The sequence below is a fragment of the Klebsiella sp. F11 genome, from assembly GCF_056712265.1.
This window is the reverse complement of record NZ_CM160060.1, coordinates 4,036,925-4,061,008: the sequence shown is the minus strand read 5'-3', so window position 1 is coordinate 4,061,008 and position 24,084 is coordinate 4,036,925. Positions and strand designations below refer to the sequence as shown.

Sequence of the window (24,084 nt, the reverse complement as noted above, 5' to 3'; positions counted from 1 at the left end):
TTATAAACAGGGTAAACATGATGAAAAAAATAACGCTTTCTCTTATTGCGCTGGGGCTGCTCAACTCCGTAGCCGCCTATGCTGAGACGCCAACGCCGGTGCCGGCCGCTATCGCTGAACACAGCGGGCCGATCCGTATTGCGGTGATCCGCAACCTGGGTTCCGATGATAACACCACCCAGTTTGTCTCCGGGGCTATTCAGGAGGGCAAAAAGCTCGGCTTTAAAATGAGCACCTTCCTGAGCAACGGCGACGACGCGAAATTCCAGGATTTCGTCAACCAGGCCATCAGCCAGAAATATGACGGCATTATTCTCTCCCAGGGGCGCGATCCCTACTCGACCGCGCTGGTGAAGAAGGCGGTGGACGCCGGGATTAAGGTCGCGGTATTCGACACCGCCGTCAGCGGCGAGATCCCGGGCGTGACCGTGACCCAGCAGGATGACGCCTCCCTGACCGATCTCTCCTTCGGCCAGCTGGTGAAAGATTTCAACGGCAAAGCCAACATTATCAAGCTGTGGGTCGCCGGCTTCCCGCCGATGGAACGCCGCCAGGTGGCTTACCAGGCGCTGCTCAAGCAGAACCCGGGCATCAAAGAGCTGGAGTCCATCGGCGCGGTCTCCTCCGACGTGCAGGGCGATACCGCCAACAAGGTCGGGGCGATCCTCGCGAAATACCCGAAAGGCAAAATTGACGCGATTTGGGGCACCTGGGACGCCTTCAGCCAGGGCGCCTATAAGGCGCTGAAAGAGAACGGGCGCACCGAGATTAAGCTCTACAGCATTGATATCTCTAACCAGGATCTGCAGCTGATGCGCGAATCCGGCAGCCCGTGGAAGGTGAGCGTGGCCGTCGATCCGAAGCTTATCGGGGCGACCAACGTACGTCTGGTGGCCAACAAGATTGCCGGGGAGCCGACGCCTGCAACCTACGATTTTAAAGCCGCGGCGATCCCTCAGGCGCTGCTGGCCGCGCAGCCGGGGGCGGTCAACGTGGCGTCGCTGGGTAAAATCATTCCGGGCTGGGGCCAGACCGAAGACTTTATCGCCCCGTGGTTCGCCACCCTGGAAGCCAAAAACAAGTAAGGAGCAGGTATGGCGACGGAACTCCCGCGTCCCGACTACAGCCGCAATATGCGGCTGATTGGGCATAGCGATCAGGGCGGACGCCCGGACGGCGTTCAGCTGATGGTGCATCGTGGTTTTGCCTATATCGGCCACATGGTGTCCCGGGGCTTTTCGGTGGTGGACGTTCGCGACCCGAAAAATCCCAAAGCGGTGAACTACGTCGCCGCGCCTCCCGGCACCTGGAACGTCCACCTGCAGGCGCACGACGACCTGCTGCTGGTGATCAACGCCCGGGATCTGTTTGCCGACGCCCGCTTTGCCGACGAGAAGGTCTACTACACCCGTCCGGTGGGCGAGACGGTCAGCGACGTGCGGGAGAAGGGCTGGAGCGCCGGGCTGCGTATTTTTGATATTTCCGTTGCCGATAGGCCGCGGGAAATCAGCTTTCTGTCGCTCGACGGGATCGGCATTCATCGGATCTGGTACGTTGGCGGCCGCTGGGCCTACGTTTCCGCGCTGATCGACGGTTTTAGCGACTATATCTTCCTGACCATCGATCTCGCCGATCCGCTAAAGCCGCTGGTCGCCGGGCGCTGGTGGCTGCCGGGGATGAACCAGGCGGCGGGTGAGACGCCGAGCTGGCCGCCGGGCAAGCGCTACGCCCTGCATCACGCGATTATCGCCGGGGATACCGCCTACGGCAGCTGGCGCGACGGCGGCCTGACCCTGCTCGACGTCAAGGACCGCACCCAGCCGAAGCTGATTAGCCACCGCAACTGGAGCCCGCCGTTTGGCGGCGGCACCCACACCGCGCTGCCGCTGCCGGATCGCGATCTGCTGGTGGTGCTCGACGAGGCGGTGCTCGACAACCAGCAGGACGGCGAGAAGCTGATCTGGCTGTTCGATATCCGCGACCCGGCGAATCCGGTCAGCATCTCGACCTTCCCGCAGCCGCGGGAGGAGGACTATGTGGCGAAAGGAGCGCACTTTGGCCCGCATAATCTGCACGAGAACCGCCCCGGAAGCTTTGTCAGCTCGACGCTGATTTTCGCCACTTACCAAAACGCGGGGGTGCGGGCCTACGACATCTCCGACCCCTACCGGCCGGTAGAAACCGGGGCGCTGGTGCCCTCGGCGCCGGCGAAGATGATGGATACCCGTCCGGACCGCCCGCGGGTGATTCAGTCCTGCGACGTATTCGTTGATGCGCAGGGGATTATCTACAGCACCGACTATAACGGCGGGCTGTCGGTGATTGAGTATTTGGGGTAGGGAAGGGCGGTGAATGGATAGCCCGGGCGGCGCGTTGCCCGGGAACGACCGAGAAGGGATTAGCTGTACTGGCGAATGCGGGCGATCAGATCCTCGACGCCGTCGATGCGATCGGCAATCACGATCAGCGCCTTGCCGAGCGAAATCGCGTGGCGCAGGCACTCGTGGCGCATGGCCTCGTCCTCAATGCTGTCGATATCGGCGACGTGCGACAGGCCGACGCTGCGGCGAATCAGCTCGGTTCCGCAGAAGCCAATCGCATCCGTCCACGCTTTTTTCAGGAACGCCGAGGCGTAGCCGGGATAGGCCAGCGCCGCGTCGCGGCTCTTCTCCGCTGCCAGGGCCTGGAAGCGTTCGGCAAAGGTTGTCCACAGTTCCTGAATATCGCGCAGACGCTGCTCGCGCGCGGCGGCGGCGTCGCGAATGCCCAGATGGCCCGGCAGGCCGCAGTAGTTGAGCAGCAGGTTGCCGATGGCGGTGCCGACATCAAAGCCAATTGGCCCGAAATAGCCGAACTCGGCGTCGATGGCCTTAAAGCTGCCTTCGGCAACGAAAATGGAGCCGCTGTGGATATCGCCGTGCAGCAGCGCCTCCGCCTGGGAGAAGAAGCGGTGCTTGAGCGAGGCCACCGCCAGTTTAAGCTGCGCGTCATCGCGCAGGGCGGCAATATCCTCCTCCAGCTCCGGCGGATAGCTGTTGCGTTCGTGAACCTGGTAGGGGTCGTTGAAGAACAGATCCTCGGTGATTTCACACATCTCCGGGTTAATAAAGCGCGCGACCTGGGCTTTTTTATCATGAGGATGGAGATAAAAATCGCTGGTGTGGAACAGCGCCTGGGCCAGATATTCCCCCAGCTGGCTCGCCGCCTGCGGATAGTAAACGTTGGCGATAAGCTCGCCGCGCCAGATGCGGTGATCGGAAAGATCTTCCATCACCATCACCGCCAGCTCGGGATCGAAATGGTGAATTTTCACCGTATGCTGCGGGCAGTGCTGATAGTGGGCGACCAGCGTCTGCGCCTCAAGCCGGGCGCGATCGAGGGTCAGCGGCCAGGACTCCCCGACGCAGCGCACATAGGGCAGGGCCTGCTTAACCACAATCCGGCTTACGCCCTGGGCATCAAAAATTTTAAATACTAGGTTGAGGTTACCGTCACCCACTTCCTGCGCGGACACCAGTTCCGACGGGTCGTCGAGACCGCCAAATTGTTGTGCATAAGCCACCGCATCGCTGGCCGTGAAGGTATGGTATTGCGACATTGCCTCGATCCTCAAAGTTCTGATTAAGCCGTTCAGACGTCTATACTTCTGGATTCCATCCTGACACAATGTGATACAACAACGCAACAGGGATTTAACGACATGCAGACACTACAGACCACCAGCCTGCGGGTAAGCGAAAACCAGCTTTTTATTCTTGATCAGCAGGCATTGCCACAGGAAAAACGCTGGCTGGCGGCAGATAACGTTTCGCTACTGGTTGACCATATTCACGCTCTGCGGGTGCGCGGCGCGCCGTTAATCGGTCTCTCTGCCAGTCTGCTGTTGGCGCTTCTGGCGCAGCGCGGCCTGACCCGCGACGAGCTATCGCAGGCGCTGGAGACGCTGCGCGCCGCGCGTCCGACGGCGGTCAACCTGATGAATAACCTCGACCGCATGAAGCTGGCGCTGGCGGAAGAAAACTATATTCCGGCCCTCGAAGAGGAGGCCCTGCGTCTGATTGAGGAAGATGAGCAGCTGTGCGCCCGCATCGCGGAAACCGGCGCCGCCCTGGTCAAAGCGGGCAGCCGCCTGCTGACCCACTGCAACACCGGCGGGCTGGCGACGGCCGGCGTCGGCACGGCGTTAGGGGTGATTGCGCTGGCCCATCAGCGCGGCCTGGTGGCGAACGTGTGGGTCGACGAGACCCGCCCGCTGCTGCAGGGCGGCCGACTGACCGCATGGGAGCTGGGCGAGCTGGGGGTGCCCTATCAGCTGATTACCGATTCGATGGCCGCCAGCCTGATGGCCAAAGGGCAGGTCGACGCGGTGTGGGTGGGGGCCGACCGCATCGCCGCCAACGGCGACGTGGCCAACAAAATCGGCACCTATTCGCTGGCGGTACTGGCGAAGTATCACGGCATTCCGTTTTACGTCGCCGCGCCGCAAACCACCCTCGACCGCGGCTGCCCGAACGGCGAGGCCATTCCTATTGAGCAGCGCGCGGCGGCGGAGGTGACCGGGGTGGCCGGCAGCTTCGGCGCGGTGCAGTGGGCGCCGGCGGACGCCTCGGTGTATAACCCGGCGTTTGACGTCACGCCGGCGACGCTAATCAGCGGTTGGGTGCTGGACAGCGGCGTCGTTACCCGCGAGCAGGTGGCGGCCGGAGCGTTTGCGCCCGCTGCTGACTAACGCTGCGGCTCTGCCGCCGGATAGCGGATCTGCTCCGGCTGGCGCTGCACAATAACTTTGCCGCGGCGAATGGAGGTCAGCACTTTGGCCTGACGGAGCACGGCGTCATAGTCATTTTGCGCATCGAGGATCAGCAGGTTCGCCGGGCGGCCTTCGGCGATACCGTAATTATCGCCAAGGCACAGCGCCCGGGCGCTGTTATCGGTAATCAAATCGAGGCAGCGCTGCAAATCTTCATACCCCAGCATATGGCAGATGTGCAGCCCGGCATCGAGGATGCGCATGATGTTGCCGTTGCCCAGCGGGTACCACGGGTCCTGAATGGAGTCCTGGGCAAAGCAGACGTTAATCCCGGCGCGGTCCAGCTCCGCCACCCGCGTCACGCCGCGGCGTTTCGGCCAGCCGTCGAAGCGCCCCTGCAGGTGGATGCTTTCGGTGGGGCAGGAGATAAAGTTGATGCCCGAGGCCTTGAGCAGGCGGAACAGCTTCGAGCAGTAGGCGTTATCGTAGGAACCCATTGCGCAGGTATGGCTGGCGGTGACCTGCGCGCCCATGCCGCGAACCCGGGCTTCCTCCGCCAGCACTTCGAGAAAGCGCGACTGCGGGTCATCGATCTCATCGCAGTGCACGTCCACCAGGCAGCCGTGGCGCTGGGCCAGATCCATCAGAAAGGCCAGCGAGCTGACGCCCTTGTCGCGGGTGTTCTCATAGTGCGGAATGCCGCCCACCACGTCGGCGCCCATCTCGATGGCGCGGGTCATCAGCTCCCGTCCGCCGGGGAACGACTCGATCCCCTCCTGCGGGAAGGCGACGATTTGCAGGTCGATAAGATCGGCGGCCTCTTTTTTCACCATCAGCATCGCCTCCAGCGCCGTCAGGGAAGGGTCGGTGACGTCGATGTGGGTGCGCACGTGCTGCACGCCGTTATCGCGCAGCATACCGATGGTTTTCAGCGCCCGCCGGCGGGTATCTTCTACCGTGACGCTGGCTTTACGCTGGCTCCAGCGGGTGATGCCCTCAAACAGCGTGCCGCTCATATTCCACTCCGGCTCGCCCGCCGTCAGGGTGGCGTCAAGATGGATATGCGGCTCGACGAACGGCGGGATAACCAGCTTTTGCTGCGCGTCGATATCGCCGGCGTCAGCCGTCCGCGCGGCGGTCTGCGGGACGATGCTTTTAATCACCCCGTCCTGTAACTCAAGGGTATAGAGCGCTTCTTTATGGCGCAGGCGCGCGTTGATAATTTTCATGGTTGTTCCCGTAAATGGTTTTGCGACATACGCCAGATCGCCAGAGCGACCGAGGCGTTGAGATGAAACTGCGGATGGCTGACCGGATGGCGGGTCAGCTTTTCAATACGCTGGATGCGCTGATGCAGGGTGTTGCGGTGAATGCCCAGCCGCTCGGCGGCCCTCATCACGTTGCCGTTCTCCTGGAACAGCGTTTCCAGGGTCTCCAGCAGCAGCCACGGGCTTTTGCGATCGGGTTCGATCAGGCAGCCGAGGGTGTCGTGCATAAAATCGCTCAGCAGCGTTGGATCGCCGACGGCGGAGAGCAGCTTGATAAAGCCCAGCTGCTGGTAGTCGCTGATGCGCTGGGCCGGGCGCAGGGTATCGCTGAGATCCAGCGCCTGGCGCGCCTGCGACAGCGCCCGCGGATAGCCCTGCAGCTCCTGCACCGGCGCGGAGAGGCCGCACAGCAGCGACAGCCCGTCGTCGCCCTTCGCAAGCTGGAGCAGCCACTGCTGTAGCCACTTTTTCTGCGGATAAAATTCGCCTTCCTCGTCCGGGAGCAGGAGGAGAAACATATTGCTGCGCTCAACCAGCGGAAAGGGGTTGCCCTGCTGGTTAAGCTGCTGCTGCAATCGCTGACGCACGGTGCGGCGGGCCTGCTGCAGCCAGGCTTCGGCCTGCTCCGGCGGAAACTGGCGAAACAGGCGCTGAATCCCCTCAAGGCGCAGCGCCGCCACCCGCAGCGGGCGGGTAAAATCCAGCTGCTGATGAAGCGCGCGCTGATGCAGGATTTGCAGGTCGGGATAGTCGCCGGTGAGCAGCTGCAGCAGAATATCGCGCTGCGACTGCAGCGCGTTTTCGCTGCGCACCAGCGCGGTACCGATGCGCTCGGTGACGATCACCATTTTCAGCAGATAGGGCTGTTCGATCAGCGGAATGCCCAGCTCGTCGGCCAGGGCGATCAACCGCGGCGGGATCGCCTGGATATAGGCGTCGCCGGTGAGGATCACCATGCCGGCGATCCCGCGCTGCTTGCCCTCCATCAGCAGATGGATCAGGTTCTCCTCGCTGCGGGGATGGTTGATCCCGGTGATAAACACCAGCTCCCCGCCCATGATCCACTCGGCGATATTTTCATTTTCCGCGACGTAGTACCAGCGCACCGCCAGCTGAAGCCCCTGTCGCCCCGCGCGTAGCCGCATCGCCGAGAGTCCCTCAAGCGCGAGAATTTCGCTGACCGTCAGGCTCATGGCTACTGCTCCGCCGCCGCGTCAGCCGCCGGCTGGCGTTTGCTCAGGCGGATCAGGACGATATAGACCAGTGCGGAGACGGAGATGCCCACCAGCGGCGCGACCCACGGCGACAGGTAAGCCACCAGCGCGCCGACGGCATAGGCGCCGAGCCCCAGCCAGTTAAAGCGCGGCAGGCGCACGGTGTGCAGCAGGGGATAGCGACCGCCGCGGTAGAACCAGTAGTCGGCGAGGATCACGCCGCCGATGGGCGGGATGATGCTGCCCAGCAGAACCAGGAACGGGATCAGCATTTCGTACATTCCGCCAATGGCCAGCAGAATGCCGACGCCGGCGGCGACAACGGTCAGGGTCCGGCGGCGTTCGCTGCGCAGCAGGTGGCAGGCGGCGGCCGAAACGTTATAGATTGTCGGCCCCTGAATCGTCAGCAGATTGAGGCACAGCATCACCACCGCGGCGACGGAGAGCCCCTGCAGAATCAGCACTTCCACGATATCGGCCTGCTGATAAACGATGGCGCACCAGGCCCCGGCGACAATCATCAGCCCGTTGCCGATAAGGAAGCTGCCCATGCTGGCGAGGATGGCGGTGCGGCTGGAATTAGCCAGCCGCGTCCAGTTCGTCGCCTGGGTCGCGCCGCTGGCGAAGGTGCCAAATACCATGGTGATGGCCGCCGACCAGGTCATGGTCTCGCCGGGTTTGATTTTGGTCATCGCCTGCCAGCCGCCGGCGTGGTGGGCGGCAAGGTACATCGAGACCACCAGCAGGATAAACATCAGCGGGACCGAAACCCGCGATAGCGCGTCCAGCCCCTTATAGCCCACCAGCGCGGTGACGCAGAACAGGATGCCGAACAGCACCATCAGCGGAATGGTTATCGCCTCGGGCAGGGCAAGGATTTTGACCAGCGAAATCGCCACCGTGGCGGTACCCCAGGCGTACCAGCCCAGCTCGGCGAAGCCGAGAATAAAATCGGCGAGCCTGCTGCCGATCTCGCCGAAGCAAAAGCGCCCCATCAGTACGGTGTTCAGCCCGCTGCGGGCGGCTATCCAGCCGAGCGACGCCGCGTAGAGGGCCAGCAAAAAGTTGCCGATAACCGCAATCCACAGCAGGTTAACGATGGAAAAGGAGACGCCGAGCTTACCGCCCGCGAACATAGTGCCGGTAAAAAAGGTAAAGCTGAACAGAACCATGGAGATTGAAAACAGGCCCTTGCGCCCTGAGGCCGGCGCTTCGACGAGCGGGAAATCGTTGCTGTTTGACATAGTGGAACCTCTGAGTGGTCACCCGAATGGCGATGGCAGAGGGGTAGCAAGAGGTGTGCCAAAAAAAGCGGGGCAACGGGAACATATTGGAGTGGGCAGTTTGCACATAAAAAGGCGTTAAACGGCGCCGTTTTGCCAGAATGGTGTGCACGGTGCAGCGTTTTGCACCAGCGTGGAGCAGACGTTAGGATTTTATCATCGTCGGGCGGCCGCCAGCACCGGCGCTGAAATTTATGCTCGCCGTGCGCAGAACGATCCCCCGTCTTTTTAGCGACCCGCAGCGGGTAATATTGGCGTTATGAAAACGCTCAGTTGTATCACTGTTAAAAACGGTAATTTCATATGCGTTTCTGATATAACCATTCTTAATGTAAGCCTTTCCTGAAATATTGTTCAGCCGGTCCGGCGGTGTTAGTATCGGGTAAATAGCCATTTAGACGGCTAAATAATCTTGTCCCGGGCGAGCCTGTCTGCCATTTTGCGTCACTGCCGCCTCCGCGGCGCCCGGGCCAAATACCATCGCTAAACTAAGGAACTGCTATGTGGCAAGAGAGACTCGCGCAACTGGTCACCACCTGTCATTGGATCGGCGCGAAGGGCTGGGCGCCGGCGACCGGCGGCAATATGTCCGTGCGCCAGGATGAGACCTGGTGCTGGCTCAGCGAGTCGGGACGCGATAAGGGCAGCCTGACCAGCGACGATTTTCTGCAGGTGGATATTGCCAGCAATACCGCGCCTTCCGGGCGCAAACCCTCGGCGGAAACCGGGCTGCATACCCTGGTCTATCGCCTGTTCCCCGAAGCTAACGTCGTGCTGCACGTCCATACCGTCAACGCGACGGTGCTGTCGCGTATCGAGAAGAGCGGGACGCTGGCGCTGCAGGGCTACGAAATGCAGAAAACGCTGACCGGCCAGCACAGCCATCTCGACACCGTCCCGGTGGCGATTTTCGATAACGATCAGGATATCGACGCCCTGGCGGCGCGCATCGAAGATTATGCGCAAACCCGCCCGCTGCGCTACGGCTTCCTGCTGCGCGGCCACGGCCTGACCTGCTGGGGGAAAGATATCAACGAGGCGCGCCGTCAGCTGGAAGGCCTGGAATTCCTGTTCGAGTGCGAGCTGATGCGTCGCCGCTACGAGCGCGACTAATTTTCACTAAGCGATCGGATCAGGCATGGATTTTTATCTGGGTATCGATATCGGCACCTCGCGGGTCAAGGCGGTGCTGTTTGATGAGCATTTTCAGGCGCGGGCTAGCGCGGCGGAAAATACCGGGCCGCGGCTATCGGCTAACGGCTACGCCGAGCAGGATATGGCGCAGCTATGGCAATCGGTGATCGCTATTTTGCGCCAGATTGCGCAACGCCCGGAGCTGCAGGGCGGGCGCTTAAGAGCCATTGGCCTTGCCGGGCAGGGCGAAGGGGTGTGGCTAAGCGATGCCGAGGGCGAGCCGGTCGGGCCGGGGATCCTGTGGAGCGACACCCGCAGCCGGGAGCTGATGAGCGACCTGCTGCGCCAGCCGGGCTTCGATCGCCGCTTTTTTGCCGAGACCGGCACCCACCTGCAGCCGTGCAATACCAGCATGCAGCTATGCTGGCTCCGGCATTATCAGCCGGAGCGGCTGGCGGCGGCGCGCTATCTGTTTTTTGCTAAAGACTGGATCCGCTTTCGTCTGACCGGCGTCGCGGCGCTGGATATCACCGATGCCAGCACCTCGCTGCTCAATCAGCAGAGCGGGGAGCTGTCGGCGGTGGTGCTGAATGAAATGGGGCTTGCCGACCTGCAGCATCTGTTCCCGCCGCTGCTGGCGCCGGATGCGCCGGCCGGCGTCCTGCGCGACGAGGTGGCGGCGCTGACCGGGCTGGCGGCCGGTACGCCGGTGGCCGCCGGCGCGCTCGACGTGTGCAGCGCGGCGCTCGGCTGCGGCGCGGTGAACGACGGCGACATCTATACGATCCTCGGCACCACCTGCTGTACCGGCATCGTCTGTCACGGCCGTCAGACGGTGAACGAGGGAACGCGCTACGTCACCCATACCGAAGCGGGGAGCTTTATTAACCTTTTCCCGATGCAGGCCGGAACGCCAAACATCGACTGGCTGCAGCAGCATATCTCCCTGAGCCCGGATCTCCGGCAGCTTGAACGGGCGATTGCCGACGTCGAGCCGGGCAGCGGGGGCGTGTTCTGGCAGCCCTATCTGAACGGCGAGCGCGCGCCGTTTTATAGCCCCGACGCGCGGGCAGGCTACTTTGGCATCAGCCAGCATACCACCCGCGCCGAGCTGCAGCGGGCGGTGTTTGAAGGGCTGGCCTACGCCATCGTCGACTCGCTGCAGGGCTATCCGCAGGGCGGAGAACTGTACCTGACCGGCGGCGGCGCGGCCTCGGCGACCTGGCTGCAGATTATCGCCGACTGCAGCGGCAGAACGGTGGTCTCCAGCACCTTCAACGAACTCAGCGCCCGCGGGGCGGCGATTCTGGCTGCCCGCAGCGTTGACGGACTTGCGCACTACCCGCAGCTGGAGCAGACGCGCTACCGGCCAGAACCGCGGGCGCACGCCCGCTACGCCGCGCTCTATCCGGTTTATCGCCTGCTGCGCGAGCAGCTGCTGCCCGTCTGGCAGGCCCGGCAGGAGGCGCTTCAAAGTATTTCTCAGGAATCAGACCAATGAAAATTGTTTTTACCGCTGAACACTCCGGCGATCTCACCGCCTTCCAGCAGCTGGGCGAGCTGCGGGTGGAGGGCTGGGCGCTGGGCAAACCGAAGCTTAGCGCCGGCCAGCTGATCGATCTGGCCCACGATGCCGAAGTGCTGGTGACCAGCTACGACGACGTCACGGAAGAGGTGATCGCCGCCTGCCCGCGCCTGAAGGTGATTGCCTGTACCCGCGCCAATCCGGTGAATATCGACGTTAAAGCCGCCGCGGCGCGCGATATTCGCGTGCTCTACACGCCGGGCCGCAACGCCGACGCCGCGGCGGAGCTGACGCTGGGGCTGATGCTGAGCCTGGCGCGGCATATCCCGCAGGCGCACGCGGCGCTGAAGCGCGGCGAGTTTACCCACGCCGACAATGCGGCGACGGTTACTCAGGCCGGGCTGCGCCGCGACGTGGTGTGGGACGTGAGCCCGCAGAGCCCTTACGAAGTGTTTAAAGGCAGCGAGCTGCGCAACAAAACGCTGGGGCTGATTGGCTACGGTAATATTGGTCGCCGGGTGGCGCGTATCGCCCGCGCGTTCGGTATGGCGGTGCTGGTGGTGGACCCGTTCGTGGCGGGCGAGGATATCAACGAGCCGGGGCTGCGGAAAACCACTCTCGAAGCGCTGTTCCGCGAGGCGGATATCGTCAGCCTGCATCTGAGCAGCGGCGCCGGCAGCGACGGCCTGGTGAATGCGCCGCTGCTGAACAGCATGAAGCCCGGCGCGCTGCTGATTAACACTTCTCGCGCGGCGGTGGTTGACGAGGAGGCGCTCATTCACGCCCTGCGCCACGGGCCCCTGGGCGGCGCGGCGCTGGACGTCTATCATCGCGAACCGCTGTGGTGCGAGCACCCGTTTGTCACCGAGTTTGATAACGTGATTATCACCCCGCATATTGCCGGCGCGACCCGCGAAAGCATCAGCAAGCATACGGCGATGATTGCCGCCGATCTCCAGCGCTATGCGGCCGGCGAGCCGCTGTTATACCAGTGGCGCTAGGCGCGGGGCCGCGGGCTATGCGGCCCGGTTCGCGGCCATAAACGCCAGGGTGTGGTCCCAGTCGACCACCCCCGCATCCGACCCCAGCCCGGTGGCCACCAGCGCCGCCACGGCCGACGCCACTTCGCAGGCCTCTTTTTCGCTCAACCCGCGGGCCAGCGCCGCAATAAAGCCGCCGCAGTAGCTATCGCCGCAGCCGGTGGTATCCACCGCCTCTACGCGCCACGGGGCGATATGCTCGACGCGGCCGTCGCGGGTCAGCAGCCAGGAGCCGTTGGCGCCGTCTTTCAAAATACAGGTCCCCACGCCGAGGTCGAAGAAGAAACGGGCGATTTCGGCGGGCTCGCTGAGTCCCGAGAGATAGGCGGCCTCCTCCAGCGAGGGCATAAAGTAGTCTACCGACGGTAGCAGCGGGCGCAGCAGCTCCAGGGTTCGTTCGTCAGGGGCGATCAGGTCGAAGCTGGTGGTGACGCCGCGCGCCCTGGCCGCCGCCAGCAGCCGCGCGCTCTGACCCTGGTCCATTGCCGCCAGCAGACCCGTGCCGCCGTGATGCAGGAAGCGACAGTCGAGAATCGAGGCAAAGGCCTCTTCGCTAACGAACAGCGCGTCGGAGGCGCCGCGACAGTGCAGCGCGGGCCGCTCGCCGTTCGGGCGGATGGGCAGGATTGTTGCCGAGGTTTCCTTTTCCGTCGTACGCTGAATCAGCGAGCAGTCGATCCCCAGCCGCGCGTAGCTGGCGAGAATAAAATCGGCCTTTTCATCGTGGCCGAGGCAGGCGACGGCGGCGGTGCGAACGCCGAGCTTCGCGGCGTTGATATTCGCGCCGGCGGCGGTGCCCGCCGGGTTAAGGCGAATTTGTTCGATAAAGGCCACCCCGCCGCGGGGCGGGATGTCGAGAACCGGGCGGCCGGCGATATCAAGGATCGTCAGGCCGACAAAAACGGCGTCAAAGGCTGCCATAGATACTCCGTTAACGATGCTGCTGGCGCAGACGCGCCTGCCAGAAAGAGAGGGCCAGCGCGACCACCAGAATGACGCCAACCAGCGCGTCTTTGACCAGGTAGTTAAGACCCATCAGGTTCAGGCCGTTATCAATGATGGCGAGGAACAGCACCCCGCCGAGGGTGCCGGCGACGCTGGCCCGCCCCTGGCGGTTAAAGGCGGTGCCGATAAAGACGGCGGCAATCGCATCCATCAGATAGGACTGGCCGGCCAGCGGCGTAAACTGCCGCAGGTTGGCGGAGAGGATCACGCCGCCGATGGCGCACAGCGCGGATGCTGAGACCAGCACCCACAGCATGGTCAGCCGATCGCGGATCCCGGCGATCCGCGCCGCTTCCCCGTTCTGACCGATGGCGCGAACGTACTTGCCGAAGATCGTGCGTTCGGTAATCAGCCACGCCACCAGCCACAGCGTCAGCACGATAACCACCGGCGTCGGAATACCGCCGATATTCCCCACCGCCAGATCGTGGTACTCCGGCGCCATCCGGCGATAGGCGATCGAGCCGCCGCCGTCGGTATAGATCCGCTCCACGCTGCTGGCAATAAACCAGGTTCCGAGGGTGGCCAGAAACGGGCGGATCTGGCAAATCAGGATCAGAAAGGCGTTCAGCAGACCGACGATCGCCCCGCCGAGCAGGGCGTAGCCCACCGCGGCCTGCCACGGTAGGTGCCAGGTTTTCAGGGCCACCAGCGCAAAGGCGGCGCCAAAGTCGAGGGCGACGCCAACCGAGAGATCGATGGCCCCGGCGCTGACGATAAGGGTCATCGCGATCGCCACAATCAGCAGAATCGCGCTGCCCTGCAGCAGGTTGGCCCAGTTATCAACGGTGAGAAATACCGGGTTGGCCCAGCCGAACAGGGCAATGGCCAGCAGGGTGATAATGCCGAAGCCCGCCCGCGACAGATAGGCCAGCGGGCCGCCGGCGGTCCGCTCCGGCGATGAGGATTTGAGCGTCAGCTGGCTCATTGATTGCCTCCTTGATGCCTGACCGCAGAAGCCGCCAGCACGATAAGGATCAGGATGCCTTTGATGGCGCCCATCCAGAAGATATTGACCCCCAGCAGCCCGAGGCCGTTGGAGAGGGCGTTGACCAGCACTGCGCCAAGCAGCGCGCCCCAGATGGTGACGACGCGCCGGCGCGAGAAGGCGGCGCCGATAAAGGTTGCCAGCACGGTCTCCAGCAGCAGCGGCGTGGCGGTACCGCTGGAGCTGCCCGAGCCCTGGCTCAGCAGCGGCAGAATCGCCAGACCGGCGGCGATGCCGGCCAGCAGCCAGACGTACACCGTCAGCCGGCGCACGTTAAGCCCGCTCATTTGCGCCATATCGCGATTGCCGCCAACCGCCTGCAGATGCTGGCCGAAGCGCGAGTGGTGCACCAGCAGCTGGAACAGGGCGAATACCGCCAGCAGGTAGATCAGCGGCCAGGGGATGCCGAGCAGCGTCTGATCGCGAAAAGCGACCATCAGCGGATCGCTGACCGCAATGCGCCGCTGGCCGGTGAGCAAATCGGTCAGGCCGGTAAAGGCCACGGAGGTTGAGAGCGTTGCCAGCAGCGGCGGCAGCCCGGCGACCAGCACCAGCCCGGCGTTGATCGCCCCGCAGGCGAGGCACACCACCAGCGGCAGGAGCAGCAGCCACAGATAGGACATCTGCCACTCCACCATGCCAAGGCTCAGAAGCGCGACCCCGAGCACCGCGATGGCGGGCAGCGAAAGGTCGATCCCGCCGGTAACCACGTCATCGCCGCCGACGGCAATCACGCAAACCAGTCCGAAGCAGAGAATGGCCAGCGGCACGCTCTGCACCAGCATCATGCTGATATTCTGCCAGCTTAAAAAGAAGGGCGACTGCAGGCTAAGCCACACCAGCAGGGCAAAGAAAAGAATCAGCGGAAATTTTTCGATAAGCGTCGTCATGCCCGGCAGGCCGCGGCGCTGGATACCCGTACTCATAGCTGTTGTTCCTGTCCACCGTTAATCGTTGCCAGCAGGGCGTCGAGCGTCAGCCCCTGGGTGGCGAGATTGGCCACCAGCTCGCCGCGCCACATCACGAGGATCCGATCGCATAGCCCCAGCAGCTCCGGGGCATCGCTGGAGGAGACCAGCACCGCGCGTCCGCGATCCGCCAGCTGACGGGTGCGCTGATAGATGTCGCTGCGGGCGCCGATATCGACCCCGAGGGTCGGCTCATCGAGAATAAAGAGCCGCGCGTCGGTGCCCAGCCAGCGGGCCAGAATCGCCTTTTGCTGGTTGCCACCGCTCATCAGCCGCACCGGCAGCTCCGGGCGGCCGGGGCGGATAGAGAGCTGCTCAATCCAGCCGCGGGCTTTCTCCAGCGCCCGGCCCCGGTGTTCCCAGCCGAAGGTGGCGGTGTCCGCCAGGGAGGCGAGATTAATGTTATCGGCGGTGGTGAAGGGGAGGATCAGCCCCTGATGGCGGCGATCGCGGGGCACCAGCGCCATGCCGGCGCGAATCGCCTGCTTCGGCGTGCGGATGCGCTTCGGCTGGCCGTCGATGCTAATCACGCCGCTCTCCACGCGCTTGAGTCCATAGAGAAGGTCAACCAGCACGTCCCGCCCGGCGCCCAGCAGGCCGGCGACGCCGACGATTTCGCCGGGCTGGATATCAAAGGTAATGTCGCGCAGCTGCTGGCCGTCGCCGAGTCCGCGCACCGACAGCAGCGGCGCGCTGGCGTCGGCTTCAGGCGGCGCGGACTGGCGCGGGGTATAGAGCTGCTCGATTTCCCGGCCGACCATCATTTTGATCAGCGCATCGGTATCCTGCAGCAGCGAGCGGTCCGGGTAGCCCACCACCTCGCCGTTGCGCAGCACGGTTCCGCGATCGCAGAGGGCGGCGATTTCGTTCAGATAGTGGGAGATATAGAGAATGGCGATCCCCTGCTCGCGAAGGCGCAGAATCGCCGAGGAGACCAGGCTGGCCTCCTGCGCTTCCAGCGGCGCGGTGGGCTCGTCGAAGACCACCAGCTTCGCGGCGCCGTCGATCAGCGCCCGGGCTATTTGCACCAGCTTACGTTCGGCAAGGCTGAGATCGCGAATCAGCCGCCGTGGGTTAATGCTCAGCTGCCAGCTATCGCGGAAAAAAGCCTCGGTGGCGGCGTTCATGCGCTTTCTGTCCAGCGCGCCCCAGCGGTGGCGATACTCCTGGCCGAGGAAAACGGACTCTGCCACCGTAAAGTGGGCAATCAGGTTGAGTTCCTGGTGGATAACGCGGATGCCCATCGCTTCGATGGCCGCCGGATTGCCGAACGGGATCGCCACGCCGTCGAGGGTGGCGCTGCCGCTATCGGCCTGGTACACGCCGGCAAGGATCTTGATCAGGGTGGATTTTCCCGCCCCGTTTTCGCCGATCAGACCGTGAATTTCACCGGGGTTCAGAAGCAGCGTGACCGCATTTAATGCAGTCACGTTGGCAAAGCTTTTGCCGATCTGGCTCATGACCAGACCAGCGGCGGGGCGCTCCCCGCCGAGGGGTTGATTAATCACTGCAGTTCGCCATATCCCAGCTGTTTGTAGACCGCTTTCGCTTCCTGCGGGCCCTTCACCGGGACCACCGGAATAAAGGTTTGCAGCGGCAGAGCCTGCTTAGCGAAGTAGTGCGCCACGTTGTCGGCCGACGTCTGGCCAATCAGGTGCGGCTGCTGGGCGACGTTAGCGACGAACGGGCTGCCGGGTTCGGCCATAATCTCCAGGGTTTCCGGGCCGGCATCGATGGCGGTGACCTTCACGTCTTTGTCGCGTCCGGTCTCTTCCAGCGCCTGCACGATCCCGATGGCCGGCTGATCCCAGCAGGCGACGTGGATAGCGTCCAGCTTGCCTTTCGGATACTGGCTGAGCAGTTCGAGGGTTTTCTTACGCGCATCTTCCGGAGAGTTGGCAAACTGTTCGGCCAGCTCCGGCTGAATAATATGAATATCCGGGTAATCCTTAAGGACATATTTCCACTGGTCGTAGCGGATGCCGCAAATTCGCAGCGAGCTGGAGAACGCATTAAATACCGCAACGTTGCCTTTGCCGCCTAATTCATCGGCCATATAGCGGCCAATGGTTGAACCCAGGGTGTAGTTGTCGGAGGTCGTGTTATTGACGGAGTATTTAGATACGTGGTCCACGGTAAATACCGGGATGCCGGCATCGCGCAGCGCTTTAAATTTTGGTTCAACGGCGCTGTCGCCGAGAATACTAATTACGGCATCGACCTTGCGTGATAATAAAATATCGTGGTTATTGGCGTGAACCTGATTATCACGACCGCCGTCGACGCCGATGACTTTACCACCCAGTTTTTCAACCTCTTCGGTAGCGCCTTTATAGGCTTCGCGATCCCAGAAATGCTGGGTGCCGACAACGGCGACGCCAATGGTTTTCCCCTGCAGCGACAGGGGCTCAGCGGCGGAGGCGCCGACGGAGACGAGCGTCATCAGACCCAGCGCGACGGGCAGTAATTTTATTCTCTGCGACATTCTTATTATAGTCCTGTGATAAAGGTGTTTGCGGATTCGTAGCATGACAATAACGACCACGCAACCTCAAATACAAAATATGTCTAAGTTATACCAATAATGGTATATCGACGGAATAGGGGCGGGAAAATTAATTTTACTCGGGCTAACCTGAAAATATTTCATGATGCTGAAATTAAGACATATTTATATTGTGGGTATAAGATAAAAGCGCTGACTTTTATTGCAAACGGTAATTGCTGCTTAATGATGACCATATTTATGGTGGGATATGATGAATATAACCCAGGGCTCGCGTCATGCGGATGGTTATTGGCTAAAGTGACAGGATATTATAGTGTCATCGGCATTTTATCTTCAGCCAGCTCCCGACTTATTATAGCGGCCTTTATCGGGTGACAAAAAAACGGGCAACATGAATAAACAACATAATCTGGCGGTGATGCACTGGGGAACCTGGCAGGTGCAAACCCGCGATGGCGCCATTGATGCCGTCGTACCGGTCGCCTGGGATAAAAATCCCTCGCGCATCGGTCAGTCGCTCACCGATGCGGTCACCAGCAAAACGCGCATTCGTCGTCCGGCGGTGCGGGCCGGCTATCTGAAAAACGGCCCCGCGTCGCGGGAAGGCCGCGGCAAAGAGCCCTTTGTCGAGGTGAGCTGGGAGGTCGCCCTCGACCTGCTGGCCCGTGAACTCACTTCGGTGAAAGCGCGCTGCGGCAACGAAGCCATATACGGCGGCTCCTACGGCTGGGCCAGCGCCGGGCGTTTTCACCATGCCCAGAGCCAGCTGCACCGTTTCCTGAAGTCTTTCGGCGGCTACACCGCCAGCACCAATACTTACAGCAGCGCCGCCGGCGAGCGTATTTTGCCGCACGTGCTGGGGCCGCTTAGCCCGCTGCATCGCCAGCATACGCACTTCTCCGAGCTGGCGCGGGAGTGTCAGCTGTTCGTGGCGATTGGCGGGCTGCCGCTGCGCAACTCGCAGGTTAACGGCGGCGGCGCCAACGACCATATGCTGAAGCACTGGCTGGAGAAGATGCAGGCCAACGGCACGCGCTTTATCAATATCAGCCCGGTCAGCAACGATCTGAGCGCCGTGGACTCCGCGCAGTGGCTGCCGGTGCGTCCGGGGACCGATACCGCACTGCTGCTGGCGCTGTGCTACGTCCTGATTACCGAATCCCTGTACGACAGAGACTTTGTGGCCAGCCACACGGTGGGCTTTGCTCCCTACCGCGCCTATCTGCTGGGAGAGCGCGACGGGGTGGCAAAAACGCCGGCCTGGGCGGCGGCGATCGTGGGGATTTCCGAGCAGCAGATTGTCTCCCTGGCGCGCGACATGGCCAGCCAGCGCACGATGGTTAATATCTCCTGGTCCATCCAGCGCGCCCGTCAGGGGGAGCAGGCCTACTGGGCAACGGTGGCCCTGACCGCGCTGCTGGGACAGATTGGCACCCCGGGAGGCGGATTGGGCTTCGGCTACGCCTGCACCAATCTGGCGGGCGCGGCGCGCAAAGCCTTCTCCGGCCCCCGTCTGCCGGCGGGAAAAAATGCGGTTAACAGCGCGATCCCGGTGGCGCGGCTGGCGGACATGCTGCTGCACCCCGGCGGCGAATATGAGTTTGACGGCCAGCATCTGCGCTATCCCGATATCCGCCTGGTCTACTGGGCGGGGGGCAATGCCTTTCACCATCATCAGGACCTTAACCAGCTCTGCGAGGCGTGGCGCCGGCCGGAGACGGTGGTGGTGCATGAGCAGTACTGGACCGCGCAGGCCAAGTTTTCCGACATCGTGCTGCCGGTGACCACCTCCCTGGAGCGGGAGGATATCGGCAGCGGCGGGCATGACGGATTTATGATTGCCATGAGCGCGCAGATCGCGCCGGTGGCCGAAGCCCGCGACGACTACGCGATTTTCTGCGATCTTGCTGCCCGGCTGGGCTGCGGCGAGCGCTTCAGCGAAGGGCGCAGCGTCGGGCAGTGGCTGCGGCATATTTATGATGAGTCGCGCCCGCGCGCCCGGGAAGAGGGCATCGAGCTGCCGTCGTTTGAGGATTTCTGGCAGCAGGGGGTGCTGGAGTATAGCGCGCCGGAGCGGCCGCAGGTCTTTCTGGCCGATTTTCGCGCCGACCCGCTGGGCGCTCCGCTCTCTACGCCGTCCGGCAAGATTGAGCTCTTCTCGCAAACCGTCGCCGACTTCGGCTACCGCGAGTGCCCGGGCCACCCGTGGTGGGATGAAGAGGAAGCGAGCTGGCAGCGTGAAGAGGCCGGCCGCTGGCCGCTGCATCTGCTGTCCAGCCAGCCGCGCACGCGACTGCACAGCCAGTACGATCACGGCAGCGTCAGCCGGGCGACCAAAATTCAGGGGCGCGAGCCGCTGTGGATGCATCCGCAGGATGCGCAGGCGCGGGGGGTAACCGAAGGCAGCGTGGTGAAAGTGTATAACGCCAGGGGGGCGATTCTGGCCGGGGTGCATCTCAGCGACGGGATCCGCCAGGGGGTGGTGCAGATGGCCACCGGCGCCTGGTACGATCCGCTGGACCCCAATGAAAAAGGCTCCCTGGATAAGCACGGCAATCCGAACGTGCTGACCGAAGATCGCGGCAGCTCGCGGCTGGGGCAGGGCTGTAGCGCGCAGAGCTGCTGGGTTGAGATTGTCCCGTGGCGCGAGGCGCTGCCGCCGATTACCGCGTTCGATCCGCCGGCGTTTATCCGCGCGGACGCGTTGTCCTGAACGGCAGCCCGGCGGCGCAGGGCCGCCGGGCTGGATGAAGACGGTTACGCCAGCCGCGGATAGGCGTCGGCAATATCATCCCCGGTAAACTTCGCTACCCAGCCTTCCGGGTTATCGAAAATTCGGATGGCGGTGAAGTTCGGCTCGGAGCCCATGTCAAACCAGTGCGGCGTGTCGGCGGGGACGGAGATTAAATCGTTCTTCTCGCACAGCACCTGGAACACTTCGTTGCCGATATGCAGGCAGAACAGCCCGGCGCCCTCGACGAAGAAACGCACCTCGTCCTCGCCGTGGGTATGCTCGTTGAGGAACTTCGCGCGCAGCGCCTCTTTCTGCGGGTTATCGGCGCGCAGGCTGATCACGTCCCAGCTCTGGTAGCCCTTTTCGGCAACCAGTCTGTCAATCGCGTGCTGGTAGGCTTCAATCACCTTTTCCGCCGCTGGTGCGACGCCGAGGTCGCGGTCGGCCTGCCAGCGTTCAAAGCGGACGCCTTTGGCGTTTAGCTGCTGCTGAATTTCGTCGCCGTCGGTGCTGTGCCAGATGGCGGTTGCGGCGTCCTGGTCAGAAAAAATTGTTAATGCGCTCATGCGGGTATCTGCTCCGGGTGAATGTCGTCAAAACGCTGGATCTGCGGATGATGGCTGGCGGGATCGCGATCGCCGCGTACCAGCTGCAGGGTGCGAAAACCGGCCTCCTCGGCGGCGTCCAGCTCCTGATGGATATCAGAAAGAAACAGGATGGCGGCGGGGTGATGACCCAGCTGTTCAGCAATGTTGCGGTAGGACTGCACTTCGCGCTTGGCGCCTACCAGGGTATCGAAATAGCCGTTAAACAGATGAGTAATATCACCTTCGTCGCTGTAGCCAAATAACAATTTCTGCGCGGCCACCGAGCCTGAGGAATATACATATAAATCAATCCCCTGCGACTTCCACTTTTCCAGCGCCGGCAGAACGTCGGGATAGAGATGGCCGGTAAAGTCGCCGTTAAGGTAGCCCTCGCGCCAGATAATCCCCTGCAGCGCCTTCAGCGCCGTCGACTTGCGGTCTTCATCCATAAAGGCCAGCAGCGTATCAATCAGCTCGGCGGCGCCGGCGGCGGGGCTGTCGATTTCCGCGCGCAGATTATCGAGGATCGTCTGCACCGGCTCGGCGTATTGTTGGGCGGTGACAAAGCCTGCGATGCGTTCACGGGCGTACGGAAACAGAACGTTGTGGACGAAGCGAATGTCGCTGGTGGTACCTTCAATATCGGTCACGATAGCGCGGATCATGGTCTCTCCAGAGTGGGCGGCGCGCCCTGACGTTGGCTGCTTCAGGCGGTAACCGACATAACCTTATCATTTAGACGTCTAAGCGTCTCGATTGCCAAATATTAACATCGTGTTATAGTGGCATCAACAACAGCATTACAATCGGTAATTATAAAATGAGCAATAACCCGCTGATTCCTGAGAGTAAACTCCCTTCGCTGGGCACCACTATTTTTAGCCAGATGAGCGCCCTTGCGCAGCAGCATCAGGCGATAAATCTTTCGCAGGGCTTCCCTGATTTTGACGGGCCGGGCTATCTGCAGGAGCGGCTGGCGTTTCATGTCGCCCAGGGCGCCAACCAATACGCACCGATGACCGGCGTGCCGGCGCTGCGTGAAGCCATCGCCGATAAAACCGCCGAGCTTTACGGCTACCGACCGGACGCCGACAGCGAGGTGACCGTGACGGCGGGCGCAACCGAGGCCCTGTATGCGGCCATTACCGCGCTGGTACGCACGGGAGATGAGGTTATCTGCTTTGACCCGAGCTACGACAGCTATGCCCCGGCGGTTGAGCTCTCCGGCGGCGTGCTGAAGCGCATTGCCCTGCAGCCGCCGCATTTTCGCGTTGACTGGCAGCAGTTTGCCGACGCGCTGAGCGAGCGTACCCGGCTGGTGATCCTCAATACCCCGCACAACCCGTCGGCGACGGTCTGGCAGCGCGAGGATTTCGCCGCGCTGTGGCAGGCGATTGCCGGGCGTGAGATCTACGTGATTAGCGACGAAGTCTACGAGCACATCTGCTTTGCGGCGCAGGGGCACGCCAGCGTGCTGGCCCATCCGCAGCTGCGCGAGCGGGCGGTGGCGGTCTCATCGTTTGGTAAAACCTTCCATATGACCGGCTGGAAGGTCGGCTACTGCGTAGCCCCTGCGGCAATTAGCGCCGAGCTGCGTAAGGTGCATCAGTATCTGACGTTCTCGGTGAACACCCCGGCGCAGCTGGCTATCGCCGATATGCTGCGTCACGAGCCGGAGCACTATCGTCAGCTTCCCGAGTTTTACCAGCAGCGTCGCGACCTGTTTGTCGAGGCCCTGCGCGCCACCCGTCTGGAGATACTTCCCTGCGAGGGTACCTACTTCCTGCTGGCAGACTACAGCGCGGTTTCCGATCTCGACGACGTCAGCTTTTGCCGCTGGCTGACCACGGAAATCGGCGTGGCGGCGATCCCGCTGTCGGTGTTCTGCGCCGATCCGTTCCCGCATCGGCTGATTCGGCTGTGCTTTGCCAAGCAGCCGGCAACCCTGCTGGCCGCCGCGGAGCGTCTGCGCCAGCTGTAGCGCGCCGGCGTCGGGTCGCTGAGAGAATTGATGGTCGCCGGACGTTTTAAGCCGACCATTAATTTTCTCCGATGGCTGTTTTCGCTATTTTATTTTTCTGCTTTATGTGCGGATATTCACGTGGTCGATAATTAGCAGCGGCCACTTTTATTATAAGGCAGCCTCTGGAATAAGAGAGGCTAAAACAGGGTGGTCCATCTGCACCCGATTATAAATCATATGAATCATTGCTCGGGGAATATCCGCCGGAGCCGATATTATTCTCAGCTTGAGGTCGAAGAGCTGCGGAGTTGTCGCAATTTTTGGTATTAAGCCGATAAAATCAGTCTGGCTAATAATATTGAGTACGGCAATGTGTGAGTCGCTGCTGAAGGCAATATTTCGTCCGGGGAACTGCTTTTCAAGCCAGTAGTCAACCGCCTGCATTCCCGCCTCTTTGGGCAGATAGTCAGTAAAGCTCTCCCGCGCAATGGCTTCTGTGGAGGTGAGTTCGGCTATTCGTGGATGATTCTGCCGGCAGACCAGCACCATCTCTATTTCCTGAAACGGCAGGCACACGGTGGTCGGGCTGACGAGCGGCGAGAGGCTAAAAATCAGATCGGCTTTGCGGTAGGCGAGCAGGCTCTCCGCCGACTCCGCGGCGAGCTGCAGGTCGTGATGCTCCACCTGCAGGTTGGGGTCACGGTAGAGCGCGCCGATGAGCGCTGCGGAGGAGGGCGAGAGGAAAAACTGCGGGCTGTAGATAACAAAGCGTTTTCTCAGCTCGGCGCCGTGGACGATATTAATCGTCTGCTCCAGCTGGTTGAGGTTATTTTCCAGATGGTGATGAAGGTTAACCGCCAGGGTGGTGGGGCTCATCCCTTTACCGGTGCGGATAAACAGCGGATCGTTGAGCTGATTGCGCAGGCGCTGCAGCGACTGGCTGACGGCGGAAGGGGTAATAAATAACGTCCCTGCGGCCTGGCTGATACTTAAATGCTGATAGATACATTCAAAAATAACCAGTAGGTTAAGATCGAACTTTTTAAGTTCGTAAAGTTTAGCCATTGCTAGCATCCTGTCCGTTGCTGTGTCCGGTGTGAATTATTATCTTGTTAT

At 62.0% G+C, this 24,084-nt stretch carries 21 protein-coding genes; 8 read left to right on the top strand and 13 right to left on the bottom strand.

Annotated features, from left to right (window positions below):
* Nucleotides 1-20 precede the first annotated feature (20 nt).
* A complete protein-coding gene (locus AC1M2H_RS20095; RefSeq protein WP_367975507.1) occupies nucleotides 21-1,085 on the top strand; it encodes a sugar ABC transporter substrate-binding protein in 1,065 nt (354 codons plus the stop codon).
* Between the two features lie 9 nt (nucleotides 1,086-1,094).
* Nucleotides 1,095-2,339 (top strand): LVIVD repeat-containing protein, encoded by a 1,245-nt coding sequence (locus AC1M2H_RS20090; protein WP_480148755.1) that lies wholly within the window; start codon nucleotides 1,095-1,097, stop codon nucleotides 2,337-2,339.
* 59 nt (nucleotides 2,340-2,398) lie between these two features.
* Here the strand turns inward: AC1M2H_RS20090 and mtnK are convergent, their stop codons facing one another.
* Nucleotides 2,399-3,598: an S-methyl-5-thioribose kinase gene (mtnK, locus tag AC1M2H_RS20085; protein WP_480148754.1), complete on the bottom strand. Its 1,200-nt coding sequence runs from the start codon at nucleotides 3,596-3,598 to the stop codon at nucleotides 2,399-2,401.
* Between the two features lie 102 nt (nucleotides 3,599-3,700).
* On the opposite strand from mtnK, the gene mtnA reads away from it, so the two are divergent.
* The gene (mtnA, locus tag AC1M2H_RS20080) at nucleotides 3,701-4,729 is read left to right on the top strand and encodes an S-methyl-5-thioribose-1-phosphate isomerase (protein ID WP_480148753.1); all 1,029 of its coding nucleotides are present in this window, start codon (nucleotides 3,701-3,703) and stop codon (nucleotides 4,727-4,729) included.
* Here mtnA and codA read toward each other — a convergent pair.
* The 4 genes from codA to AC1M2H_RS20060 form a co-directional block, all read right to left on the bottom strand.
* Nucleotides 4,726-5,979 (bottom strand): cytosine deaminase, encoded by a 1,254-nt coding sequence (gene codA, locus AC1M2H_RS20075; protein ID WP_480148752.1) that lies wholly within the window; start codon nucleotides 5,977-5,979, stop codon nucleotides 4,726-4,728. The genes mtnA and codA overlap by 4 nt on opposite strands.
* Nucleotides 5,976-7,211: a PucR family transcriptional regulator gene (locus tag AC1M2H_RS20070; protein ID WP_480148751.1), complete on the bottom strand. Its 1,236-nt coding sequence runs from the start codon at nucleotides 7,209-7,211 to the stop codon at nucleotides 5,976-5,978. Before AC1M2H_RS20070 ends, codA begins: the two co-directional genes overlap by 4 nt.
* Nucleotides 7,212-7,213: 2 nt before the next feature.
* Entirely contained in the window at nucleotides 7,214-8,476 is a 1,263-nt protein-coding gene (gene codB, locus AC1M2H_RS20065) for a cytosine permease (protein ID WP_480148750.1), read from the bottom strand.
* Nucleotides 8,477-8,660: 184 nt separating this feature from the next.
* Nucleotides 8,661-8,909: a hypothetical protein gene (locus AC1M2H_RS20060; RefSeq protein WP_480148749.1), complete on the bottom strand. Its 249-nt coding sequence runs from the start codon at nucleotides 8,907-8,909 to the stop codon at nucleotides 8,661-8,663.
* Nucleotides 8,910-9,016: 107 nt separating this feature from the next.
* On the opposite strand from AC1M2H_RS20060, the gene AC1M2H_RS20055 reads away from it, so the two are divergent.
* Genes AC1M2H_RS20055 through AC1M2H_RS20045 form a run of 3 tightly spaced genes read left to right on the top strand, consistent with a single transcriptional unit; the run spans nucleotide 9,017 to nucleotide 12,175 of the window.
* Entirely contained in the window at nucleotides 9,017-9,628 is a 612-nt protein-coding gene (locus tag AC1M2H_RS20055) for a methylthioribulose 1-phosphate dehydratase (RefSeq protein ID WP_426812717.1), read from the top strand.
* 25 nt (nucleotides 9,629-9,653) lie between these two features.
* The gene (locus AC1M2H_RS20050; protein WP_480148748.1) at nucleotides 9,654-11,150 is read left to right on the top strand and encodes an FGGY-family carbohydrate kinase; all 1,497 of its coding nucleotides are present in this window, start codon (nucleotides 9,654-9,656) and stop codon (nucleotides 11,148-11,150) included.
* On the top strand, nucleotides 11,147-12,175 hold the full coding sequence (locus AC1M2H_RS20045; protein ID WP_480148747.1) for a 2-hydroxyacid dehydrogenase: 1,029 nt from the start codon (nucleotides 11,147-11,149) through the stop codon (nucleotides 12,173-12,175). Before AC1M2H_RS20050 ends, AC1M2H_RS20045 begins: the two co-directional genes overlap by 4 nt.
* A gap of 15 nt (nucleotides 12,176-12,190) precedes the next feature.
* On the opposite strand, the gene AC1M2H_RS20040 is transcribed toward AC1M2H_RS20045, so the two are convergent.
* Genes AC1M2H_RS20040 through AC1M2H_RS20020 form a run of 5 tightly spaced genes read right to left on the bottom strand, consistent with a single transcriptional unit; the run spans nucleotide 12,191 to nucleotide 17,660 of the window.
* The gene (locus tag AC1M2H_RS20040) at nucleotides 12,191-13,135 is read right to left on the bottom strand and encodes a carbohydrate kinase family protein (RefSeq protein WP_480148746.1); all 945 of its coding nucleotides are present in this window, start codon (nucleotides 13,133-13,135) and stop codon (nucleotides 12,191-12,193) included.
* Nucleotides 13,136-13,145: 10 nt separating this feature from the next.
* Nucleotides 13,146-14,147 carry an ABC transporter permease gene (locus AC1M2H_RS20035; RefSeq protein ID WP_480148745.1) on the bottom strand — a complete coding sequence of 334 codons (1,002 nt, stop codon included), beginning with the start codon at nucleotides 14,145-14,147 and terminating at the stop codon, nucleotides 13,146-13,148.
* Nucleotides 14,144-15,133 carry an ABC transporter permease gene (locus AC1M2H_RS20030; protein WP_480148744.1) on the bottom strand — a complete coding sequence of 330 codons (990 nt, stop codon included), beginning with the start codon at nucleotides 15,131-15,133 and terminating at the stop codon, nucleotides 14,144-14,146. The genes AC1M2H_RS20035 and AC1M2H_RS20030 overlap by 4 nt, the downstream gene beginning before the upstream one ends.
* The gene (locus AC1M2H_RS20025) at nucleotides 15,130-16,635 is read right to left on the bottom strand and encodes a sugar ABC transporter ATP-binding protein (protein ID WP_480151995.1); all 1,506 of its coding nucleotides are present in this window, start codon (nucleotides 16,633-16,635) and stop codon (nucleotides 15,130-15,132) included. The genes AC1M2H_RS20030 and AC1M2H_RS20025 overlap by 4 nt, the downstream gene beginning before the upstream one ends.
* A 44-nt stretch (nucleotides 16,636-16,679) precedes the next feature.
* On the bottom strand, nucleotides 16,680-17,660 hold the full coding sequence (locus AC1M2H_RS20020; protein WP_480148743.1) for a sugar ABC transporter substrate-binding protein: 981 nt from the start codon (nucleotides 17,658-17,660) through the stop codon (nucleotides 16,680-16,682).
* Nucleotides 17,661-18,075: 415 nt separating this feature from the next.
* Between AC1M2H_RS20020 and AC1M2H_RS20015 the strand changes: the two genes are divergently transcribed.
* Nucleotides 18,076-20,397, top strand: a complete 2,322-nt coding sequence (locus AC1M2H_RS20015; protein ID WP_480148742.1) for a molybdopterin-dependent oxidoreductase — start codon at nucleotides 18,076-18,078, stop codon at nucleotides 20,395-20,397.
* Nucleotides 20,398-20,441: 44 nt separating this feature from the next.
* Here AC1M2H_RS20015 and AC1M2H_RS20010 read toward each other — a convergent pair whose 3' ends face one another.
* On the bottom strand, nucleotides 20,442-20,984 hold the full coding sequence (locus tag AC1M2H_RS20010) for a 1,2-dihydroxy-3-keto-5-methylthiopentene dioxygenase (RefSeq protein WP_480148741.1): 543 nt from the start codon (nucleotides 20,982-20,984) through the stop codon (nucleotides 20,442-20,444).
* Nucleotides 20,981-21,670 (bottom strand): acireductone synthase, encoded by a 690-nt coding sequence (gene mtnC / locus AC1M2H_RS20005; protein ID WP_480148740.1) that lies wholly within the window; start codon nucleotides 21,668-21,670, stop codon nucleotides 20,981-20,983. Before mtnC ends, AC1M2H_RS20010 begins: the two co-directional genes overlap by 4 nt.
* Nucleotides 21,671-21,840: 170 nt before the next feature.
* Here mtnC and AC1M2H_RS20000 point away from each other — a divergent pair, with 170 nt between their 5' ends.
* Nucleotides 21,841-22,986, top strand: coding sequence for a pyridoxal phosphate-dependent aminotransferase (locus tag AC1M2H_RS20000; protein ID WP_480151994.1), 1,146 nt, complete (start codon nucleotides 21,841-21,843; stop codon nucleotides 22,984-22,986).
* A 150-nt stretch (nucleotides 22,987-23,136) separates the two neighbouring features.
* Here AC1M2H_RS20000 and citR read toward each other — a convergent pair whose 3' ends face one another.
* Nucleotides 23,137-24,033, bottom strand: a complete 897-nt coding sequence (gene citR, locus AC1M2H_RS19995; RefSeq protein ID WP_480148739.1) for a DNA-binding transcriptional repressor CitR — start codon at nucleotides 24,031-24,033, stop codon at nucleotides 23,137-23,139.
* Nucleotides 24,034-24,084: the final 51 nt, after the last annotated feature.

Excerpts from the sequence above, each read along its gene's own strand:
- AC1M2H_RS20040 (WP_480148746.1), bottom strand. The coding sequence starts at position 13,135 with ATGGCAGCCTTTGACGCCGTTTTTGTCGGCCTGACGATCCTTGATATC.
- AC1M2H_RS20045 (WP_480148747.1), top strand. The coding sequence starts at position 11,147 with ATGAAAATTGTTTTTACCGCTGAACACTCCGGCGATCTCACCGCCTTC.
- AC1M2H_RS20030 (WP_480148744.1), bottom strand. The coding sequence starts at position 15,133 with ATGAGTACGGGTATCCAGCGCCGCGGCCTGCCGGGCATGACGACGCTT.
- AC1M2H_RS20060 (WP_480148749.1), bottom strand. The coding sequence starts at position 8,909 with ATGGCTATTTACCCGATACTAACACCGCCGGACCGGCTGAACAATATT.
- AC1M2H_RS20050 (WP_480148748.1), top strand. The coding sequence starts at position 9,654 with ATGGATTTTTATCTGGGTATCGATATCGGCACCTCGCGGGTCAAGGCG.
- codA (WP_480148752.1), bottom strand. The coding sequence starts at position 5,979 with ATGAAAATTATCAACGCGCGCCTGCGCCATAAAGAAGCGCTCTATACC.
- AC1M2H_RS20095 (WP_367975507.1), top strand. The coding sequence starts at position 21 with ATGAAAAAAATAACGCTTTCTCTTATTGCGCTGGGGCTGCTCAACTCC.
- AC1M2H_RS20055 (WP_426812717.1), top strand. The coding sequence starts at position 9,017 with ATGTGGCAAGAGAGACTCGCGCAACTGGTCACCACCTGTCATTGGATC.
- AC1M2H_RS20035 (WP_480148745.1), bottom strand. The coding sequence starts at position 14,147 with ATGAGCCAGCTGACGCTCAAATCCTCATCGCCGGAGCGGACCGCCGGC.
- AC1M2H_RS20010 (WP_480148741.1), bottom strand. The coding sequence starts at position 20,984 with ATGAGCGCATTAACAATTTTTTCTGACCAGGACGCCGCAACCGCCATC.
- codB (WP_480148750.1), bottom strand. The coding sequence starts at position 8,476 with ATGTCAAACAGCAACGATTTCCCGCTCGTCGAAGCGCCGGCCTCAGGG.
- AC1M2H_RS20025 (WP_480151995.1), bottom strand. The coding sequence starts at position 16,635 with ATGAGCCAGATCGGCAAAAGCTTTGCCAACGTGACTGCATTAAATGCG.
- AC1M2H_RS20070 (WP_480148751.1), bottom strand. The coding sequence starts at position 7,211 with ATGAGCCTGACGGTCAGCGAAATTCTCGCGCTTGAGGGACTCTCGGCG.
- mtnC (WP_480148740.1), bottom strand. The coding sequence starts at position 21,670 with ATGATCCGCGCTATCGTGACCGATATTGAAGGTACCACCAGCGACATT.
- AC1M2H_RS20020 (WP_480148743.1), bottom strand. The coding sequence starts at position 17,660 with ATGTCGCAGAGAATAAAATTACTGCCCGTCGCGCTGGGTCTGATGACG.
- mtnK (WP_480148754.1), bottom strand. The coding sequence starts at position 3,598 with ATGTCGCAATACCATACCTTCACGGCCAGCGATGCGGTGGCTTATGCA.
- mtnA (WP_480148753.1), top strand. The coding sequence starts at position 3,701 with ATGCAGACACTACAGACCACCAGCCTGCGGGTAAGCGAAAACCAGCTT.
- AC1M2H_RS20015 (WP_480148742.1), top strand. The coding sequence starts at position 18,076 with ATGAATAAACAACATAATCTGGCGGTGATGCACTGGGGAACCTGGCAG.
- AC1M2H_RS20090 (WP_480148755.1), top strand. The coding sequence starts at position 1,095 with ATGGCGACGGAACTCCCGCGTCCCGACTACAGCCGCAATATGCGGCTG.
- citR (WP_480148739.1), bottom strand. The coding sequence starts at position 24,033 with ATGGCTAAACTTTACGAACTTAAAAAGTTCGATCTTAACCTACTGGTT.